This is a genomic window from Sulfurimonas paralvinellae, from assembly GCF_014905135.1.
GTDB lineage: Bacteria > Campylobacterota > Campylobacteria > Campylobacterales > Sulfurimonadaceae > Sulfurimonas > Sulfurimonas paralvinellae.
This window is the reverse complement of record NZ_CP041406.1, coordinates 1,722,943-1,741,219: the sequence shown is the minus strand read 5'-3', so window position 1 is coordinate 1,741,219 and position 18,277 is coordinate 1,722,943. Positions and strand designations below refer to the sequence as shown.

The 18,277-nt window shown below is 38.8% G+C and carries 19 protein-coding genes; 12 read left to right on the top strand and 7 right to left on the bottom strand.

Features of this window, described 5'->3' with window-relative positions; translation table 11 throughout:
- Positions 1 to 29: 29 nt before the first annotated feature.
- From pstS to FM071_RS08930, 3 genes are all read right to left on the bottom strand, one after another.
- A complete protein-coding gene (gene pstS / locus FM071_RS08940) occupies positions 30 to 1,034 on the bottom strand; it encodes a phosphate ABC transporter substrate-binding protein PstS (protein WP_193110655.1) in 1,005 nt (334 codons plus the stop codon).
- A gap of 77 nt (positions 1,035 to 1,111) precedes the next feature.
- Positions 1,112 to 2,290, bottom strand: a complete 1,179-nt coding sequence (locus FM071_RS08935) for a putative porin (RefSeq protein ID WP_193110654.1) — start codon at positions 2,288 to 2,290, stop codon at positions 1,112 to 1,114.
- A 158-nt stretch (positions 2,291 to 2,448) separates the two neighbouring features.
- Positions 2,449 to 2,742 (bottom strand): hypothetical protein, encoded by a 294-nt coding sequence (locus tag FM071_RS08930; protein ID WP_193110653.1) that lies wholly within the window; start codon positions 2,740 to 2,742, stop codon positions 2,449 to 2,451.
- Positions 2,743 to 2,894: 152 nt separating this feature from the next.
- Between FM071_RS08930 and FM071_RS08925 the strand changes: the two genes are divergently transcribed.
- From FM071_RS08925 to FM071_RS08900, 6 genes are all read left to right on the top strand, one after another.
- Positions 2,895 to 4,088 (top strand): hypothetical protein, encoded by a 1,194-nt coding sequence (locus FM071_RS08925; RefSeq protein WP_193110652.1) that lies wholly within the window; start codon positions 2,895 to 2,897, stop codon positions 4,086 to 4,088.
- A 171-nt stretch (positions 4,089 to 4,259) separates the two neighbouring features.
- Complete coding sequence (locus FM071_RS08920) at positions 4,260 to 5,186, top strand: branched-chain amino acid transaminase (protein WP_193110651.1); 927 nt, start codon at positions 4,260 to 4,262, stop codon at positions 5,184 to 5,186.
- Between the two features lie 36 nt (positions 5,187 to 5,222).
- Complete coding sequence (locus FM071_RS08915; protein ID WP_193112068.1) at positions 5,223 to 6,311, top strand: prohibitin family protein; 1,089 nt, start codon at positions 5,223 to 5,225, stop codon at positions 6,309 to 6,311.
- Between the two features lie 2 nt (positions 6,312 to 6,313).
- Complete coding sequence (hisIE, locus tag FM071_RS08910) at positions 6,314 to 6,994, top strand: bifunctional phosphoribosyl-AMP cyclohydrolase/phosphoribosyl-ATP diphosphatase HisIE (protein ID WP_193112067.1); 681 nt, start codon at positions 6,314 to 6,316, stop codon at positions 6,992 to 6,994.
- Between the two features lie 9 nt (positions 6,995 to 7,003).
- Positions 7,004 to 7,516 (top strand): DUF2393 domain-containing protein, encoded by a 513-nt coding sequence (locus FM071_RS08905; RefSeq protein WP_193110650.1) that lies wholly within the window; start codon positions 7,004 to 7,006, stop codon positions 7,514 to 7,516.
- Entirely contained in the window at positions 7,513 to 8,058 is a 546-nt protein-coding gene (locus FM071_RS08900; RefSeq protein WP_193110649.1) for a DUF2393 family protein, read from the top strand. The genes FM071_RS08905 and FM071_RS08900 overlap by 4 nt, the downstream gene beginning before the upstream one ends.
- Positions 8,059 to 8,073: 15 nt before the next feature.
- On the opposite strand, the gene mnmL is transcribed toward FM071_RS08900, so the two are convergent.
- Together mnmL and purF are read right to left on the bottom strand one after the other, a co-directional pair.
- Positions 8,074 to 9,033 (bottom strand): tRNA modification radical SAM protein MnmL/YtqA, encoded by a 960-nt coding sequence (gene mnmL / locus FM071_RS08895; RefSeq protein WP_193110648.1) that lies wholly within the window; start codon positions 9,031 to 9,033, stop codon positions 8,074 to 8,076.
- Complete coding sequence (gene purF / locus FM071_RS08890; RefSeq protein ID WP_193110647.1) at positions 9,033 to 10,388, bottom strand: amidophosphoribosyltransferase; 1,356 nt, start codon at positions 10,386 to 10,388, stop codon at positions 9,033 to 9,035. The genes mnmL and purF overlap by 1 nt, the downstream gene beginning before the upstream one ends.
- A 158-nt stretch (positions 10,389 to 10,546) precedes the next feature.
- Here purF and FM071_RS08885 point away from each other — a divergent pair, with 158 nt between their 5' ends.
- Positions 10,547 to 11,353 (top strand): J domain-containing protein, encoded by an 807-nt coding sequence (locus FM071_RS08885; RefSeq protein ID WP_193110646.1) that lies wholly within the window; start codon positions 10,547 to 10,549, stop codon positions 11,351 to 11,353.
- On the opposite strand, the gene FM071_RS08880 is transcribed toward FM071_RS08885, so the two are convergent.
- Positions 11,323 to 12,273: a DUF234 domain-containing protein gene (locus FM071_RS08880; protein WP_193110645.1), complete on the bottom strand. Its 951-nt coding sequence runs from the start codon at positions 12,271 to 12,273 to the stop codon at positions 11,323 to 11,325. The genes FM071_RS08885 and FM071_RS08880 overlap by 31 nt on opposite strands.
- Before the next feature lie 32 nt (positions 12,274 to 12,305).
- Positions 12,306 to 13,574: a Y-family DNA polymerase gene (locus tag FM071_RS08875; RefSeq protein WP_193110644.1), complete on the bottom strand. Its 1,269-nt coding sequence runs from the start codon at positions 13,572 to 13,574 to the stop codon at positions 12,306 to 12,308.
- A gap of 102 nt (positions 13,575 to 13,676) precedes the next feature.
- On the opposite strand from FM071_RS08875, the gene FM071_RS08870 reads away from it, so the two are divergent.
- The 5 genes from FM071_RS08870 to FM071_RS08850 are packed head-to-tail and all read left to right on the top strand — an operon-like array spanning position 13,677 to position 18,226.
- Positions 13,677 to 13,838 (top strand): hypothetical protein, encoded by a 162-nt coding sequence (locus FM071_RS08870; RefSeq protein ID WP_193110643.1) that lies wholly within the window; start codon positions 13,677 to 13,679, stop codon positions 13,836 to 13,838.
- Positions 13,838 to 14,308 carry a hypothetical protein gene (locus tag FM071_RS08865; RefSeq protein WP_193110642.1) on the top strand — a complete coding sequence of 157 codons (471 nt, stop codon included), beginning with the start codon at positions 13,838 to 13,840 and terminating at the stop codon, positions 14,306 to 14,308. The genes FM071_RS08870 and FM071_RS08865 overlap by 1 nt, the downstream gene beginning before the upstream one ends.
- On the top strand, positions 14,305 to 15,195 hold the full coding sequence (gene nfo, locus FM071_RS08860) for a deoxyribonuclease IV (RefSeq protein WP_193110641.1): 891 nt from the start codon (positions 14,305 to 14,307) through the stop codon (positions 15,193 to 15,195). Before FM071_RS08865 ends, nfo begins: the two co-directional genes overlap by 4 nt.
- Before the next feature lie 41 nt (positions 15,196 to 15,236).
- The gene (locus FM071_RS08855) at positions 15,237 to 16,481 is read left to right on the top strand and encodes an OmpP1/FadL family transporter (RefSeq protein ID WP_193110640.1); all 1,245 of its coding nucleotides are present in this window, start codon (positions 15,237 to 15,239) and stop codon (positions 16,479 to 16,481) included.
- 8 nt (positions 16,482 to 16,489) lie between these two features.
- Complete coding sequence (locus FM071_RS08850; RefSeq protein ID WP_193110639.1) at positions 16,490 to 18,226, top strand: ATP-binding protein; 1,737 nt, start codon at positions 16,490 to 16,492, stop codon at positions 18,224 to 18,226.
- Positions 18,227 to 18,277 lie beyond the last annotated feature (51 nt).

Sequence of the window (18,277 nt, the reverse complement as noted above, 5' to 3'; positions counted from 1 at the left end):
TATTATAGTAAAAATAGATTACAAAGGGATTATTTAATCCCTTTTGCTTCCCAGTATTTTCTGATTTTATCAGTTAAAGAGTCCGGTAGTGGAACAAAACCTAAACCTTTTGCGATATCTTGACCATTTTTATAAGCCCAGTCATAAAAAGCTGTAACTTTTTTATCTGTCGCCGGTTTTTCTTTCGGTACAAGAACAAATGTTGCAGCAACGATCGGATAAGAATCCGCACCTTTAGGATCAGCGATTACAGAGTAGAAATCTTTTTTAGGATTAAGATCAGCTTTTGCTGCTGCTGCTTGGAATGCTTTAAGGGAGGGTTTGATAAATTTTCCAGCTTTGTTTTCAACTGAAGCCATCACGATGTCGTTGTGTTTTGCATCAGCATAGTCAATGTAACCAACAGAGAATGGTGTTTGTTTGATAAGACTTGCAACACCTGTGTTCTTGTTTCCACCGATGTGTTGATGTCCCGGCCAGTTAAGTGATTTTTTTGCACCGTATGTGTGTCTCCACTCTTTTGATACTTTTGAAAGAAAATATGTGTAGTTAAAGGTAGTTCCTGAACCGTCTGCACGGTGAACGAATGTAACTGGTTTATGTGGTAGTTTAAGGCCTTTATTCGTTGAAGTAATAACAGCATCATCCCAATAAGCGACTTTCCCCTCAGAGATGGCAACGATAGCTGCACGGCTTAGTTTAAGATTGTCAACACCCGGAAGGTTGTAACCCATTGTAATCGCACCGACAACACCAGGAAATTGGTAAAGACCGTTTTTCTTCAAAACTTTCGGGCTTAAAGGTTTGTCAGTTCCTGCAAAATCAACTGCACGAGCTTTTGCATCTTTGATTCCTTTAGAAGAACCTTTTGAGATATAGTTTACTTTGTTCCCCGTAGTTTTATAGTATGCCTTTGTCCATGCATTGTAAACACTGTATGGAAATGAAGCACCACTACCGTTCAGAACGTCGTTAGCCATAAGACTGCCGGCTAAAACTGAAGTTGCAAGAGCAAGTTTGATTACTTTTGTCATTTGTTACACCTTTTAAATTTTAAGTTGTGAAAGTATAAAACAGTTTGGTTACAGATTGATTACAGTAATCTTTCATATTAAAATTTGATGATGGCATCCAACTGGACACGTTCATAGTCCGCTGCCGGCTTAGTAGAACCATTTCTATTTCCATAAAGTGTATCGAAAAAGAATGTTCCTGCAAGATAGGTGTTTTTGCCAAACTTGTATTTTGCTCTGATCGCATGTCCTCTTGCAGCAGTACCACCGCCAAAGTTGTCAGAATCACTATGATCTCCAAGGACAGCATCTTCTTGAATGTCAGTATAAGAATATTTCAGTTGCCAATCATGAACATGTTTTGCTTTACCTATTTTTACTGCAAGATCATATCCGAAGTTCTTATCACTGGCTGCAGCATTATATGCCATACTGGCGGCAAGTGCGAGCGGTTTACCAAAGATATCTTTGAGCTTGAACTCTCCAAACGCTTCTACAATATGAAAATCATTTTTATATACATCCACTCCGGATGCATCTGTTACAAAAGTATTGCCCATTTTTTTACCGCCTTTTTCAGGATAATACATAGCAGTATTGCCTTTTAAACCATCGTAATAATAAAGAGAAGCGCCTAAATTCAATTGAGAGTTTTCTAATTTTATTTTCTCTACATATTGCGCAAAATAAAGATTGACACTATCTTTTGCGTTGACTCTTTCTGCGTATGTTGGTTGATTGATACCTGCGTTGATGATGCGAGAATCATTTTCATAGTTATAACTTACACCGTTGAATGAGATGTCGTTATCCCAAATAAGCTGAGACTTGATCGGTCTGTATACCATATATGGATGTCTTCCGACTTTTACTGTATTGTCTCCATCTTTATAAGCAATATCTAAAATATTGAATCTCAGAGATTGCCAGAAATAGTCACTTAAGGCTTTATCGTCTAAAAATGTCTGATTACCGGAAGTTGGATTTCCATAACCACTTCGCATACCGATATCGAATGTCAATTTGTCAGTTAAATCTATGGCTCCTACCAGTCGTAATCTATATCTATTATGATATGTGTATTTGTTCGTAGTGTCAGTTGCGTCTCTGTAGTCGGTTTCTTTGCTTTCATATCGTAATCTTAAATCACCTTTGAAATGGAATCTATCCAGAAATTTTTTTTCTGTATCTGTATTGGATACCTTTGTAGTCGTTTCTGCATTGATTGTTGTTGTCATAGTGCAAGCAGCTAAAGCTGATAAAACGATTTTTTTCATTGTGAAGTCCTTTTTTCTTTTGTTTGTAATAGATATAAAATTGAATTTATATATTGTAAAGTTGAACTTCTGGAGATAGAATTCGAAAATATTGAACAAACAGATAAAAAACAATATTCAGGCGTTCAAACTTTACAATATAATGAAATAGTGAGTGATTAAGAGTGGAGTATGGGCGGTTTTAATAAAGATGAATTGTTATGATGGCTATGGAAGCATACGTGATAGAGAGGTTTTTCGTTAGATGTAAAAAGATTATAAAATGAATAAGTGTTCAAAAAAGTAGCCTCTTTTTTATCATCATCATATTCTGGCTCTGTCTCGTTGTCAAAGTCTAAAACTTTTTCACTGCCTGCATCAAAACAAATCGTATCTACAATAGGAGCAGTAAAAAGAAATAAAGAAAAAACAATCAGTGCAATACTAAGTATTTTATTTTTGTTGTTTGTCATAACTTTTTAGCTCTCCTTTGTAAATTGATAGTGCAATAATAGAAAAAGAAGATTACAAGAAGATTACAAAACAGTTGTATTCTTGTAATCATTATGTAACCTTCCTATTTTATACTTTCGCCGAACAAACGAAAAACAAAAGGAATTCACAAATGAAAAAAATCGTTTTATCAGCTTTAGCTGCTTTAACTCTAGGCACAGTTGCTGCAAATGCAGGCGTTACTAAATTATACCAAGACGAAAATGGTCAAGTTTTTACGAAACCTGCTGAAGGACGTACTCTTATTGAAACTCCGACATCAGTATTTTCAAAAGCTGATAAACTGAAATTTTCTGGTTTGACTTACATTGGCTATAAATATAATGATTACGACAAGTTGGGTGATGATGTTACAGAAAAATCTAGTGATTCACAATTTGAAATCCGTCGTGCTTATTTCCAATTAAAAGCATACCTGTTAGATGATCCAAAATCATACTATCGTATAACATTCGATGTATCTAAAGATGTTACTGGTGATGAAAAAGTTCGTGCAAAATATGCATATCTTTACCTAAATAATATTCTTCCTGCAACAGGCGTTGAAATTGGTTTAGCTCACCGTCCTTGGCATGATTATGAAGAGCATAACTCTTGGTACTACAGAAGCATTTCAAAAGTTCTCGTTGAGACAAAAAGAGCGGGTGATCTTTCAAATTCAGCTGATTTTGGTATTATGACAAAAACGAGAACAAAATACTTTGAGGCAGATATCGGTATTTTCAATGGTGAAGGATATCATAAATATCAACGTGATAACGGAATGAGCTTTGAATGGAGAACTACTGCTCACTTACTAGGTGTCAGTGGAAAAGATAAGCAAGAAAGTAAAACATATTTCGATGCATCATTTTATGGTCAATTAAATCAAGAACATTTAACTGTAAATGGATCATCAGAAGATATGAACTTTTACGGTTTACATACTGTTTATAACCAACCAAACTTCCTAGTTGCAGCGCAATATTTAGATTCTCATGTTAATAAAGTAGGCGGTATTGCATCAAGTAAAGCGGGTAAAGGCTGGTCTGTGAATACTGAATTTCGTATGGGTGAAGAAAAAGAGTATAAATTACTTGCAAGATATGATTTTTGGACACCTGAAGCTAATGATGGAGATAAAGAATATGATAAAAAATCTTATATCATTGGTGCAGCATGGAAACAAAACAGAAATGTTGAATGGGTAGCCAATGCAACTGTAAAAGATTATGATAAAGGTATTCTTCCATTGACTGATACGACGCAAGGTGCCGATAGTTATAATGGTGTAGACTATATGCTAACAGCAGAAGTAAAATTCTAACATAAACGCAAATTTTAAAATTTCATTTCCCCTTATTGTTTAATCAGATAAAGCCCTCTCTAAAGGGCTTTATGATTAAATACCTTTAATCCTTATACTCCTTAATACAATGTAAATACCATTTTAGATAAAATAGCAACAATTATAAAATATCAACAGCTTGGAGAATTTATGGACGCAGCCAAATATATTTGGATGAATGGAAAATTTGTAGCATGGGACGATGCGAAAGTGCATGTGCTCACGCATACTATTCACTATGGAAATGGTGTTATCGAGGGTACGAAAGCCTATAAAACAGACAGAGGCTATGCAATATTCCGCTTGAACGATCACACAAAAAGACTCAAAGAGTCTGCAAAGATGACACTCATTAACATTCCTTACACAGTTGAGGAACTCAATCTTGCACAGATAGAACTTGTGCGTAAAAATGAATTTACCGGCGATAATGTCTATCTTCGTCCTTTCTCATTTTTGGGTTACGGTGTAATGGGTCTGTACCATAAAGATGCTCCTGTTGAAACGGCTGTTGCTGCATGGGAGTGGGGTGCTTACCTTGGTGAAGAGGGAATGCGTAAAGGTATTAGACTCAAAATTGTATCTATGACACGTCCTGCAAATACTTCAAATATGGGGAAAGCAAAAGCAACGGCAAACTATCTCAACTCGCAAATGGCAAAATATGAAGCTATTGACTGCGGTTACGATGAAGCACTTCTGCTTGACGATCAGGGGTATGTGGCAGAAGCGAGCGGTGCGGCATTCTTTATGATAAAAGACGGTGAGATCATCACGCCGCCTAGTGATAATGCATTGGCTTCAATCACACAAAAAATGGTCATTGAGATGGCAGAAGATATGGGTTACACAGTAACACGCCGCCGTATCACACGTGAAGAAGTCTATGTGGCAGATGAAGCGTTCTTAACAGGAACGGCTGCAGAGATCACACCTATTGCTGTGGTTGATGCAAGAGAGATAGGGATAGGCTCACGCGGTGAGATAACGGCTATTATCCAAAGTTCGTATTTCGATATCGTCTTTGGAAGAAACAAAAAATATGAGCATTACTTAACGTATGTTGATGAATTATAAGCAGAAAATGCAATGAAAAAAGAGGATAATATATTAATGGCTTCAGATATGAACGATTATTTTAACAAAAAAAAGAGCGAGGGCGGCGGTTTTAAACAGTCGAACTCAGGTAGTAACGGGGGATCAAATGGTCCACAGATGCCAAATATGAACTTCAACTTCGGCGGTGGTAAAGCGGCACTAATGTACTTTTTAGTCGCTGTTGTCGTTGTTTTAGTATTGGCAAAACCATTTACCATCATTGAAGAGGGTGAGCGCGGTATTTTAAGCACAAACGGAAAGTATCAGGATCAGGCACTATTACCGGGACTGCATTTTATCATTCCTATCATTCAAAAGGTTTATACGGTTGATACAAAAGTGCGTATCATCAACTATGTCTCACGCAATGAGGTAAGTATGAGAACAAATTCTGGGATCATTACAAAACCTGCAGTAACTGTTTTAGATAAACGCGGTCTTCCTGTTTCAATCGAATTGACGGTGCAGTATAGACTTAATGCTCAGTTTGCAGCACAAACGATCTCTAACTGGGGATTTAGCTGGGAAGATAAGATAATCAACCCTGTTGTGCGTGATATTGTTCGTAATGTCATTGGTAAATATGATGCTGAGTCACTGCCGACTATCAGAAATAAAGTTGCTACCGAGATAGAAGAGGGGATTCGCAAAAGTGTTGACGGATTGAAGAACAAACCAGTAATTTTACAGTCTATTCAGCTTCGTGACATCATTCTACCGCAAAAAGTAAAAGATCAGATTGAACGTGTTCAGATAGCAAAACAAGAAGTGCAGCGTGCTGAGCAGGAAGTGCAGCGTGCAAAACAAGAGGCTCTCAAAAAAGCGGCAGAAGCACAGGGTATTGCACAAAAAGCGAGAATCGAAGCGCAAGGTAAAGCAGATGCCATCACAATAGAAGCCAAAGCAAATGCAGCAGCAAACATTGCAATAGCGAAATCTTTGACACCGAAACTGTTGCAGTTAGAGCAGATGAAAGTTCAGAACAAGTTCAATGACGCATTGCGTGAGAATAAAGATGCGAAGATCTTCTTAACACCTGGCGGTTCTACTCCAAATATATGGGTAGATATGAAAAACGCGAAGCAAAGAACGACGGCGAAATAGAGATGGATGAAGTTTTAAATAGAGTCGACTGGCAGAAGCAGGATCTTCTCCCTGTCATTGTTCAGGATGCTGAGACAAATGAAGTGTTGATGATGGCTTATATGGATCGTGAAGCATTAGAGCTTTCTCTCAAAACAAAAATCGCGCACTATTTTTCCCGTTCAAAACAACGTATCTGGAAAAAAGGTGAGAGCAGCGGACATACACAAGAGATAAAGTCGTTTAATATCGACTGTGATAATGACACACTGCTCATTAAGGTGAAGCAAAACGGTGTAGCGTGCCATACAGGACGCAGATCATGTTTTTTTACGGAGCTTGAGAGTGGGGAAGTAGAGAGTGAGGTTGAAGTGAATCTCAATAATACTTACGGTGTGATAGATACACTTTACCATACGATTCAAGAGAGAAAGAGTGCGGATCCTGAGACATCATGGACTGCGAAACTACTCTCAAAAGGTGAAAATACGATTTTGAAAAAAGTCGTGGAAGAAGCCGGTGAGTACTGTTTTGCACATAAAGATGATGATGAAGCTGAAATGGTCTATGAAGCAGCAGATCTTACCTACCATATGCTTGTTGCTCTTGCTTCTAAGAATATCTCACCGGATAGAATCAAACAAGAACTTGCACGCCGTTTTGGTATAAGCGGTATTGCTGAAAAAAATTCAAGAGAAGCGTAAAAGATTTCTATGAAGATAAAGCTGCAGAACTTTATAGATGGGCTCATACCTTATGATTACATTCTTTTTGGTTCTGTTATCGCGCTTTTTGTACTTTTTATCATCTTGGCGGTTTTGTTACGAAGAAAGCTGACTTTGGCTATCTTTTTTGTACTGCTTGCCTTTGCTGTGTTTTTACTCGGACCGACACTCGGTTACATGCAGATGCATAAATTTCTTTTTAAAAATCATACAGAGCTTGTCTCACAGAAAAAACTCAATTTTTCTCAGGCAGTTGTCGTTAAAGGCACTATTACCAATGATTCGAAGTTTGATTTTAAATCCTGCAAGATTACCGCAAATGTCTATAAAGTGACAGCAAATAAATATAAGAATTACATATATAGATTAAAGCCTTTTGCTAAGATGTCGATAGTTGAAGAAGATATCAAAAAAGGGCAGACAAAAGAATTTAAAATTATTGTCGAACCTTTTACATATAAACGAGATTACAATATTTCACTGGGAGCGAATTGTAAATGATACTCTTTAATATTTGGCACTATCTGGTACTTGGGGTCATTCTGCTTATCTTTATAGGTGGTGTCGCTGCATCACTGCAACAAAAAGACGATAAAATGAAGTACTCCATGCTCTTTTCAACTGCTCTCATCAGTGCCTTTTTAGCAGTCTTTTCCGTTTTTGTAGTTGATAAATATACAAAGAAAGTCACACTCAGTAAAATGCAGAACAAACGTCTTTTAAGTACAGAAAAAATCATCTATACGGGTATTGTCACCAATGTCGGAAACTATCCTATAGGGAAAGTGACCTTTGATATTAAACTGGTAAATAAAGGGCATGCAACGGGAAATGTAAAAGGCGGTAATTTCTATAAACCAAATGGAATTATGTCATTTTTCTCTAGCGGTCTGGGAATGTCTAACAAGCCGCAGACAATTGAAAAAGAGTTCATCGTAGCAAAAAATCTTAAACCTGGAGAATCAAAACGCTTTCGAGTCTATTTCGACTATCCGCCTTATTTTAGCTCTACGGCACAATTTGCAAAAGTTTGGGGACATTAGCAGAGTGAGACTCTTTTAGTATTTGAGACCTATCTTTTTGAACGCATGATTGATGTGTTTGATCTGCTCATTTTTATCTCGACACCACTGCGGCGCTAAGAGAGAATCATCATTGATCCCCGCTGTTATTCTTTGCACACTTACATTTTCGGGTTTCATCTGTAAAGCTTTTATAAGTGTATCGATGTAGAGTTCTTCGCTGATAGGCTTAAACTCTCCACGAGTATATTCATTGGCAAGAGCGGTACGTTTTACGACGTAAAGTGGATGATACTTGACAGAATCAATTCTCCAGTTATAAGCCTCTTTTGCAGTTTCAAGCATCATCTCCTGCGTTTCATCGGGAAGACCGAAGATCAGATGACCGCAAACATTCAATCCGGCATCTTTGGACTTCATTATCCATTCTTTGACATTGGCACTGTCGTGGCCTCTGTTGATCCTTTGTAATGTCTTGTCATATACCGACTGTATGCCGAACTCTATCCAGATCTCTTTTGTTTTTGCAATATCACTGAGGTATGTAAGTGTTTCATCGGTGATACTGTCTGAGCGTGTACCGATGCTAAGACCGATGACATCATCAAAAGAGAGTGCTTTTTCATAGAGTGCTTTGAGTGTCTCAAAGGGAGCATAGGTGTTTGTAAATGATTGAAAATAGACGAGAAATTTTTGGGCACCATACTCATTTTTTTGTCGTTTGGAAATGGCATCGAACTGTTGCTGCAGTTGCAGCAGCTGCTTTTGTAAGAAAGGATTTTCTGTTGAATCAAGATTAAGGTGAAAACCTTTGAGCTCTTGAACTTCATCCGTACTTGCCGAAAATGAGTCGTTTTCACAAAAAGTACAGCCGCCTTTTGCTACAGTCCCGTCGATATTTGGACAGGTGAAACCGGAGATGTTGATGCCGACTTTGTAAACTTTGGCACCAAACTTCTCACGCAGGTAGCTGCCATATGTATAGATTTGCTTCATTAAACGATGTATTTACCTGTAAAACAAGCAGTACAGTAGCTCTCATCTGTTGCATTGACACTTCTAAGCAGAGATGCTTCATCAAGATAAGCGAGAGAATCCGCTTCTATAAATTCACAGATCTCTTGTGTGCTCATATTTGCGGCGATGAGTTTGTCTTTATCCGGAGTATCAACACCATAGTAACATGGATCTGTTGTTGGTGGAGATGAGATTCGCATATGCACTTCAGAAGCTCCTGCCTCTTTAAGCATACGGATGATACGTTTTGATGTTGTACCACGGACAATGGAGTCATCAACAACAATGACGCGTTTGCCTTTGATGATGTCTGTCATCGGAGAGAGTTTCATCTTTACTTTCAGGTCACGCATCTCTTGTGTCGGCTCGATGAATGTGCGGCCGATGTAGTGGTTTCGCATTATTCCCATCTCATAAGGGATCTTGCTCTCTTGGGCATATCCGATAGCTGCCGGAACACCGCCGTCTGGAACAGGGACAACTAAATCGGCTTCAACAGGCTCGATGCGCGCGAGCTCTTTTCCCATGTTTTTACGTGTTTCATAGACAGACTGACCAAAAACCGAAGAGTCGGGACGTGCGAAGTAAACATACTCAAAGATACAGTGTTTTGGCTGTGGCTCGTAAATTTTGATACTTTGTGGTGCTTTTCCCTCTTCGAAAACAAGAAGTTCACCCGGTTCGACATCACGAATGAATGTTGCACCGACCAAGTCAAAAGCACAAGTTTCACTTGCTACGATGTAGCCACCGTTTGGAAGACGACCGAGACTGAGTGGACGAAATCCAAATCTGTCACGCATTGCAAACATTTTTGTCCGGCTTAAAAATACCAAAGAAAATGCCCCTTCTATTCTTTGAACGGCATCGATGATTCTGTCAAGCAGATGCTCTTTCATGCTTTTTGCAATAAGGTGGATAAGATTTTCCGTGTCCATAAAGGTTTGAAAAATAGCACCTTTTTCAATAAGAGCGTTACGTACTTCTTCGGCGTTTGTCAGGTTTCCGTTATGTACTATTGCCATTTCACCAAGGTCATAGCGTGCAAATACCGGCTGGGCATCTAAAATGGAGTCGTCGCCTGCAGTCGAATAGCGGGTGTGACCTACAGCTGCAGAGCCTTTGAGTGTCTTTAGATTCTCTTCATTGAAGACCTTCATCACAAGTCCACGATCTTTAATAGTATGGACCTTGTGGCCGTCAGCAGAGCTTATCCCTGCAGCCTCTTGCCCACGATGCTGCAGTGAGTGAAGAGAAAAGTAAGCTAACTTGGAAGCTTCTTCGTGACCAAAAATACCGACAACAGCACATTTTTCATTCATATTTTCGCGCAAATTTTATCCTTAAAAGGGGTAGTAAAATAATAATGCAATTATACTCAAAATATCTATAAATAATCTCAAAGCTATCTTAATTATCAAGAATAGTTTTCTTCATAAGTGGAACTTTTTTTGCTATACTAATAATAAATAATGTGTAAAAGGCAGTGTAGATGGATATTGTTTTACGTAATAACCTTATTCTCATCACAACCGGATTTGAAACTTTAAATTCCCAGTGGATGAAAGAGTTCTTAAATCAACACACAAGAGGTATGCTCTTTTTACCTAAGGCTGTCCTTGTTTTTCGCAATGAAACATTAAAAGACGTACGTGAAGAATTTATACGAAAATTGAGTAAATTTCATGCACGCACTCATGATTTCAATCATGAGTTTTTTCTTCGTTCTATGTTAAAGTACGGCACACAGCCTATTAAGATAGAACTCGACAAGATGGAAGAACCGGAGATCATAAAAGTGCATCTTTATGCCTATGATAAAAATACGGTACTTATCTCTTTGGACTCTCCGAATGCATGGGTGACGAACTATCTCCGTTCACAGCTCGAGGTCTATGTAGAACGCGGGACTGACATCTCGATGGTGATAGATGTGAGTGCCTATAAAGCCAAAGCAAGACTTGAAAAAGCACTGAACAAGCGGCATATTCTGCACTATCAGATTCAATATACCTATGACAATCATTTTATGTCAAAACTTTACTCTGATTTTGCAAACTTCTCTTTTGGTGATTTGGCCAAAGCGGATGAACTTGAAGAGAAAAAAGAGTTCTATACGATTTTGGAATGTCCTGTCGGAGCGAGTCAGGATGCCTTGAAAAAAAGCTATAAAAAATTGACGAAAGTATATCATCCCGATAAGATCATCCATGAAGCACCCCATATGGTACAGCACTATACACAGAAGTTTCAACTCCTGCGTGAGGCTTATGAGGCATTGCGGGTAATTAACGGATAGAGTTTCCCTTTTGGCCTTGTTTTGACAAGTGCTTCAAAATCTTCACTGCTGTAGAGTGCGAGTGAAGTTCCCTGCAGCTGTTTAAGTTCATTTGAAAATCCCCGTTTCGAGAAAAAAACTATCTGTGTCGGTTCGATTCCAAGTTTTTTACACTTGTCATTTATCTTGTGCAGCTCTTTTTTATTGACCTTATGGTTTGTCCATTTGCATTCGCCGACATAGATGCGCCCGTTTTGTGTCAGTGTCAGTATATCTATCTCAAGATTGGCATCCCAGTAACTCCCCGAACTCATAATGTTTGCATCACGCAGATTGTAGTTCAGCAGTACCTCTGAGAGCTCTTCATACACTAGACTGGTGTAACTGTTGTGGCGTAGTTCAAAATCCTTTAAAAAAGCATCATATTTTTTTGTTTCTATCTCTTTTATATGCGGTATGATAAAATAGAACCAAAAACGGATGAAGGGATGTGTAAAGAGAACTTTATGAGAGATACGGTGGCGTGCCTCTTCGCGTTTGAGTTTTGTCTTTGGGTATTTCTCACGTGGATGCTCTTCGCGTGAGTATTCGAGTTGGATCAACCCTTTTTCCTGTAGATAGTTGAGTGCCGCTCCGCCGTTTCCGTTGTTCAGCCCCGCTTTGTTAAAAGCTGAAAATATGCGTCTGTCTCCGGTTGCAAGTGCTTTGAGTAGTTTTCTGTTAATGGTTTCATTGAGTGTAAGCTCACGCATCTTTGCATCGATGGCTTCAAAGTTGTCTAAAATGAGTGTTTGAATGAGCTCCGAGATGGGCTTTGTTGTGTCAATATCCCAATCAAGTCCGCCAAAGACAGCAAAGTAGGAGATCTGCGTCTCCATATCGTCAGGATAGTTTTGAAAGTAAAAAGAGCGAAACTGCTCTAGAAGTTTCCTATTTGTCATGGAGATAATTGTAACATAGATTAGAGAATTTTTTACATTTCGCTGCCGAATTTTATAGTATCGATGCCATATTTCTCACGTAGTTTTTGTACCTGTTTACTTAGGTTGTGCATTTTCTGTTCATCTTCAAAACCTATGAGAGAGAGCTCCTTGCGTGAGTGTTTTGTAAAGCTCGAGCAGTTAATGCTTAAGCGAATGACCTGCAGCCTTCTGTGTTTGTCTGCTTGATGCAGCATCTCCAGGCATAAAGCATCAAACTTCTTTTCGGTAAATATCTCTGCGCGTGAAATGTTGATGTGTGATTTTTGATTCATCTCATAATGGATGCTCAGATGAAAAACGGTCGGAATGACATCGAGTTTTAAAATGGCAAAACTGAGATGTCGTGCCAAAATATGAACACGTCTGCGAAGCTCATTACGATCAAAAAGAGGATCGAAAGTGCGTGAGATACCGATGGATTTTCTTTTGTGTTTAGTCTCAATTGGGGTATCGCTTTCACAGTTGACCCGTTTATAAAGCTCTGTTGCATAAGGTCCCCATGACTCCAGTGTACCGCGGCGTTTTCGCAGCTCTCCAAGTGTGTGAATCTGTGCATCGTGAAGTTTTTTGCGCATACTGCGGCCGATACCTGCAAAGTTTTCAACCTTGATAGGATTGATAAACGTATCAAAGTCCCAAGGAGTAATGATCTTGGAGCCAAAGGGCTTAGCATACGTAGTGGCGAGTTTGGCGATGTAGCGTGTTTTGGCAGCACCGATGGAGACGGGCAGCTGCAGTTCTTTTTTTATCTCATGGCGGAGTGCATCGATGAATGCGGCTACATCTTCATCTGCTATCCAGCCTTCTAAGTCACCGTAGAACTCATCAATGCTTGCCTGTTCTATCAGCGGAATTTTCAGTGCGAGAAAATCGTGAAGTTTGTGCGAAAGTTCTTGGTATAAAGTCATGTTCGGTGCTTTGATGATGACCTCGGGGCATCGCTCTTTTGCCTCACGCAGACTCATAGCGGTCTTGATACCAAAGGCTCTAGCTTCATAGCTCGCTGTTGTCAAGATGCCTCGAAGTCTGCCATTTTCCATAAAAGATGCTATATCATCATCCTTTGCTTCGTATGCTTTATAAAATGTGGGAACAAAACTTCCTGAATTCTCAAAATTGACCGTTTGATTTTTAGCCTCACGTGAGAATATTTTTGTATCGCTTCTCCCGCCAATAACGACAGGCTTATGCTCAAGTGAGGGGTCAACAATACGAGCGGCAGAAACAAAAAAGCAGTCGATATCTATATGGATCTTCATTTTAAAAGTTTATTAGATTTTTTTTACGCTTGGTACTTTTATGACAAATTGCAAATATTTTACTATAATTTCAAAACTTTTTTTAAATAAGGATAGATTATTATGGCACAAGTAGCAGAAAATATTGGATGTAAAAATGAAGAATGTATAGCAAAAGATGATTGTAAAAGACAAACGATTGTTAAAAACGGTACAGCGGTAGAAGTAAAGAGTTTCGGCGGAACGGCTGAAAAAAAATGCGGTAAATTTTTACCAAACGACTAATGAAATATTTTTTAGTAGTTGCATTATTGTTTTTTTCGGCATGCAGTGTCAAGAATTATGAGCACACGACTACTAAAATTGTAACCATAAAAACAAAGAAATTTCGATTTTCAGATATTGGTTATATCAGAAACACAGATGATGCTCTGCAGTTGGAACTCTTTATGGCAGGAACGGTTGTTAAAAGAATTGAGATCAATCATCTTATCTGCGTGAGCGATGAGGGATGTATCTCAAAAAAGAGTTTCAACGAAGCGTATCTTAGTAGCGCTTACCCTGAAAATATACTGCAAAACATATTGCTTGGCAGAAAGATTTTCAACGGAAGCAACTTTGAAAAGAGTTCTTTTGGATTTACGCAGCGTATTCTCACGCAAGAGGTGGAGATAAGTTACCGTGTGACTCCAAAAGAGATCTATTTTAAAGATAGAAAAAATCACATACTATTTAAAATCAAGGATGTTCAATGAGTAATAAATTTGTAGGCGCTCACGTGAGTGCAAGCGGCGGTGTTTACAATGCACCGTTAAATGCTATGGAGATAGGGGCAAAAGCTTTTGCTCTTTTTACAAAAAATCAGCGACAGTGGGTTGCAAAGCCGCTTGATGGTGAGACCATAGAGAAGTTTAAAGAGAATCTTCAAAAGAGCGGCATTCTTCCAAAACATGTTCTTCCGCATGATTCTTACTTGATCAATCTCGGGCATCCCGAAGTTGAGAAGCTTGAAAAATCACGTGCAGCTTTTATTGATGAACTTGAGCGTTGTGCGCAACTTGGGCTTGACAGACTCAATTTTCATCCCGGAAGCCATCTGGCAAAAGTAAGTAAAAAAGACAAAGAAAACCGTGAAGTGATGCAGCCAATAGAGGACAAATGCCTTGATGTTATAGCAGAATCCATCAACATTGCACTTGATAAGACAAGCGGCGTGAGCGCTGTCATAGAAAATACGGCAGGGCAGGGAAGCAACCTTGGCTGGAGATTTGAGCATCTGGCTCACATCATCGACAAAGTGGAAGATAAAAGCCGTATTGGTATCTGCATTGACACCTGTCATATGTTCACGGCTGGTTATGACATAAGAACACGTGAGGCTTATGATGCAACATGGAGTGAATTTGACAAGATTGTCGGTTTTAAATACTTAATGGGAATGCATCTTAATGACTCCAAACCGCCATTAGGCAGCCATGTGGATAGACATCACTCTTTAGGAAAGGGCGAAATCGGGCTTGATGCTTTTAGGTTCATTATGAACGATGAACGCATGAATGATATTCCGCTCATTTTAGAGACGATCGATGAGACGATCTGGAAAGAGGAAATAGAACTTTTATACTCTTTTGAGAATAAATAGTGTAATATCGTTGGCAGAAAATAAAAAAAAAGGGAAGAAAAATGAAAAAAATTGCTTTGATGTCACTTGTGGCAAGCTCGGTTTTAATGGCAGGCGGATACAAGATCCCCGAAACTTCTACAAATGCAGTAGCTTTGGGTGCAGCGAACATTGCACACAATCATGAAAATGCGGATGCAGCGTACTACAACCCTGCAAAAATGGTCTTTATGCAAGACAAGAATAATCTTGAAGTGGATTTGACTTATATTGGGCTTGATAAAGTAAAATATAAAGGAAGTGTTGGTGCTTTGACAAATCAAAACTTACACTCTGAAAAAGAAGATTTTGTTGTTCCTACACTCCATTATGTTTCACCAAAATTAGGTGAAAATAATGCAAGAGTAGGTGTGAGTATTACAGCACCTGGTGGACTTTCTAAGCAATGGAAAACTGAACCTGCAAGAACTTCTGCAGAAGAGTTTACTCTAGAAATAGTTGAAGTCAATCCTACGGCTGCCTTTAAAATTAATGATAAATTAGGTTTTGCAGTTGGATTTAGGATTGTTAATACTAGTGGTATTGTTAAAAGTAATGGTATTACAAATATTCCTGCTTTAGGTGGTCTAGGAACAGTTTCTCGTGATATGACAGGTGATTCTACGGACTTTGGATATAACCTTGCTTTGGCATATCAGCCAACAAAAGAATTAGAAATAGGGCTTACATACCGTTCAAAAGTTGATTTGAGCGTAGAAGGTAATGCAAAATTGGCAACAAGTCTTGCTGGTGGTTCAACGTATGATGGTTCAGCAAGTGTAAGTGTCCCTCTACCTGCATCATGGAATATAGCAGCAGCATATACTTTTGAAACAAAGACTACTCTTGAAATGGTATATGAGAGAACAATGTGGTCTGCATATAATCAATTAGATTTTGATTATGATGGTTCACAAGGTCCGGTACTTGAAGCTATTTTTGGTACAGTAATTCCAAAAGATTGGAAAGATACAAATACTTTCCGTTTTGGTCTCACACAAGAGCTGAATGATTTAACTGTTATGGCAGGTTTGGTAATTGATGAAACACCAACTCCTGAAGCAACAGTAGGTTTTGAACTTCCGGATACAGACACAACATCGGTTTCACTTGGTGGACGTTACAAAATCAATGATAAAATCGATGTCGGTCTTTCAGGTCTTTATTCTATGCATAAAAGCAGAAAAGTACATAATACAAGTCTCAACGGAGAATTTTCAGATGGTGATATTTTGATCATCTCTGCAGGTCTCGGTTATAAATTTTAAGGAAATATTTGAAGACATTAGTTAATTTTTTAAATACACAAGATGTAGCAAAGAGTGATATTTTCATACATCTAAAAACAAGTGTGGCAGAAGCGAATATTCTGCGCACTATCGCGAAAAAGTATGTTGAGGGGCAGGATGATGTTCTCGTCATTACGCTGCTGCAAGATCTCTACGGCGATAAGAATTACGATCATCTCGATCATCTCATCGAGGTGAAAAATCTGCTTGAACTCGGCTGGCTGCACCAGCAGAGTTTCACACCGATGAAGATCTCGGAAGTCACACCGCTTGAACTTTTAAACACGGCAGTGGGGCTTACTCCTTCATTCTTAAAACTGCTTCAAGATGGAACACTCGATCTTGATTTGCCGGATATTAAGCCGTATGCCGATCATCTTGAGTATCTTCAAGATCAGTTCTTTCGTATAGAGTTGTACCAAAAGATGTCTGTCATCCGTCAAAATGTGCATGAGCACTCTTTAGGAATTGACAGACTTCAAAACAAACTCAAACATCTTGAAAAACGTATTGAAGAGAGAGTCGCTCAGACATCGGAAAGTCTTGTACTCGATAAATTCTTTAAACAAAAGAAGATGAATAATCATGAACAGGTGATTTTTATCGCGCTTTTGCGTGAGGAGTATAGTGCGACGGATGCGAGTCTGCGTGAGATGAATACACTGATTGATCTGATTTCGACTGATGAGTATGAGCGTATCAAGAACCGTTCACTTTTGGAAGAGGGTTCAAATCTGCTTAGCAGCGGGATAATAGACTATGAAGAGATGCTCAACCCTTTTGGTGGTATCAGCCGCTCTTTTTATATCGTTGATGATGTGCTTCAGAGCATTATGCATCCACAAAAGACAAAAAAAGTGACACGCTTGAAGCTCAATGCACTTGTTGAAGAACAGGATATCTTTGAACTTGTCGAGAGTGAAACGTCACTTGAAGATGTCGTACTCAATAATGAAACGCGTCAGACATTGGAAAATTTGATGCGTCAGGTCGACAAAGAGGTGGTGAACCGTCTTGTAAAATGGGGTATTAAAGATAAAAAAAGCGGTATTGATGCGCGCATTATTTTCTATGGTCCGGCGGGAACAGGAAAAACTATGACGGCTTATTCACTGGCAAAATCTTTGAAGCGTCAGGTGCTTGCTTTTGACTGTTCAAAGATTCTCTCCATGTATGTCGGTGAGAGTGAAAAGAATGTCAGAAAGATTTTCGACACCTTTTATGAACTGAGTGAGAAGACAAAAACTGAGCCTATACTGTTACTCAATGAAGCAGACCAGTTTTTAGGTGCGAGAAGTTCCGGTAACATCACAGGCTCTGATCAGATGCATAACCAGATGCAAAATATCTTTCTCGAGCAGATAGAGAATTTTCGGGGCATGCTTATAGCCACGACAAACCTGCTTGAAAATATTGACAAAGCGTTTTCACGCCGATTTAATTACAAGATAGAGTTTAAAAAACCCAATAAAGAACAAAGACTTGAACTCTGGAACAAAATGCTTCCTAAAAGTGCTCCGTATGAAGAAGGCTTCGATGTGAAAAAACTTGCAGAGTACTCTTTAACAGGCGGTCAGATAAATCTTATAGTCAAAAATACTGCCTATAAAGTGGCAGTACGAGAAGAGCCGCTCTTTGCGCTTGAGGATTTCATTGATGAGATTCGTCGCGAGAAAGATGCCAATTTCGACAGTGAAAAATCGATGGGATTTCTTAACAAATAGAGTGCTGTAGATTACGAATCTACACACTTCATTTTCTCTTTTTTATTGCCG

Coding starts and splice junctions, on each gene's coding strand:
- pstS (WP_193110655.1), bottom strand. CDS start 1,034: ATGACAAAAGTAATCAAACTTGCTCTTGCAACTTCAGTTTTAGCCGGC.
- FM071_RS08935 (WP_193110654.1), bottom strand. CDS start 2,290: ATGAAAAAAATCGTTTTATCAGCTTTAGCTGCTTGCACTATGACAACA.
- FM071_RS08930 (WP_193110653.1), bottom strand. CDS start 2,742: ATGACAAACAACAAAAATAAAATACTTAGTATTGCACTGATTGTTTTT.
- FM071_RS08925 (WP_193110652.1), top strand. CDS start 2,895: ATGAAAAAAATCGTTTTATCAGCTTTAGCTGCTTTAACTCTAGGCACA.
- FM071_RS08920 (WP_193110651.1), top strand. CDS start 4,260: ATGGACGCAGCCAAATATATTTGGATGAATGGAAAATTTGTAGCATGG.
- FM071_RS08915 (WP_193112068.1), top strand. CDS start 5,223: ATGGCTTCAGATATGAACGATTATTTTAACAAAAAAAAGAGCGAGGGC.
- hisIE (WP_193112067.1), top strand. CDS start 6,314: ATGGATGAAGTTTTAAATAGAGTCGACTGGCAGAAGCAGGATCTTCTC.
- FM071_RS08905 (WP_193110650.1), top strand. CDS start 7,004: ATGAAGATAAAGCTGCAGAACTTTATAGATGGGCTCATACCTTATGAT.
- FM071_RS08900 (WP_193110649.1), top strand. CDS start 7,513: ATGATACTCTTTAATATTTGGCACTATCTGGTACTTGGGGTCATTCTG.
- mnmL (WP_193110648.1), bottom strand. CDS start 9,033: ATGAAGCAAATCTATACATATGGCAGCTACCTGCGTGAGAAGTTTGGT.
- FM071_RS08885 (WP_193110646.1), top strand. CDS start 10,547: ATGGATATTGTTTTACGTAATAACCTTATTCTCATCACAACCGGATTT.
- FM071_RS08880 (WP_193110645.1), bottom strand. CDS start 12,273: ATGACAAATAGGAAACTTCTAGAGCAGTTTCGCTCTTTTTACTTTCAA.
- FM071_RS08875 (WP_193110644.1), bottom strand. CDS start 13,574: ATGAAGATCCATATAGATATCGACTGCTTTTTTGTTTCTGCCGCTCGT.
- FM071_RS08870 (WP_193110643.1), top strand. CDS start 13,677: ATGGCACAAGTAGCAGAAAATATTGGATGTAAAAATGAAGAATGTATA.
- FM071_RS08865 (WP_193110642.1), top strand. CDS start 13,838: ATGAAATATTTTTTAGTAGTTGCATTATTGTTTTTTTCGGCATGCAGT.
- nfo (WP_193110641.1), top strand. CDS start 14,305: ATGAGTAATAAATTTGTAGGCGCTCACGTGAGTGCAAGCGGCGGTGTT.
- FM071_RS08855 (WP_193110640.1), top strand. CDS start 15,237: ATGAAAAAAATTGCTTTGATGTCACTTGTGGCAAGCTCGGTTTTAATG.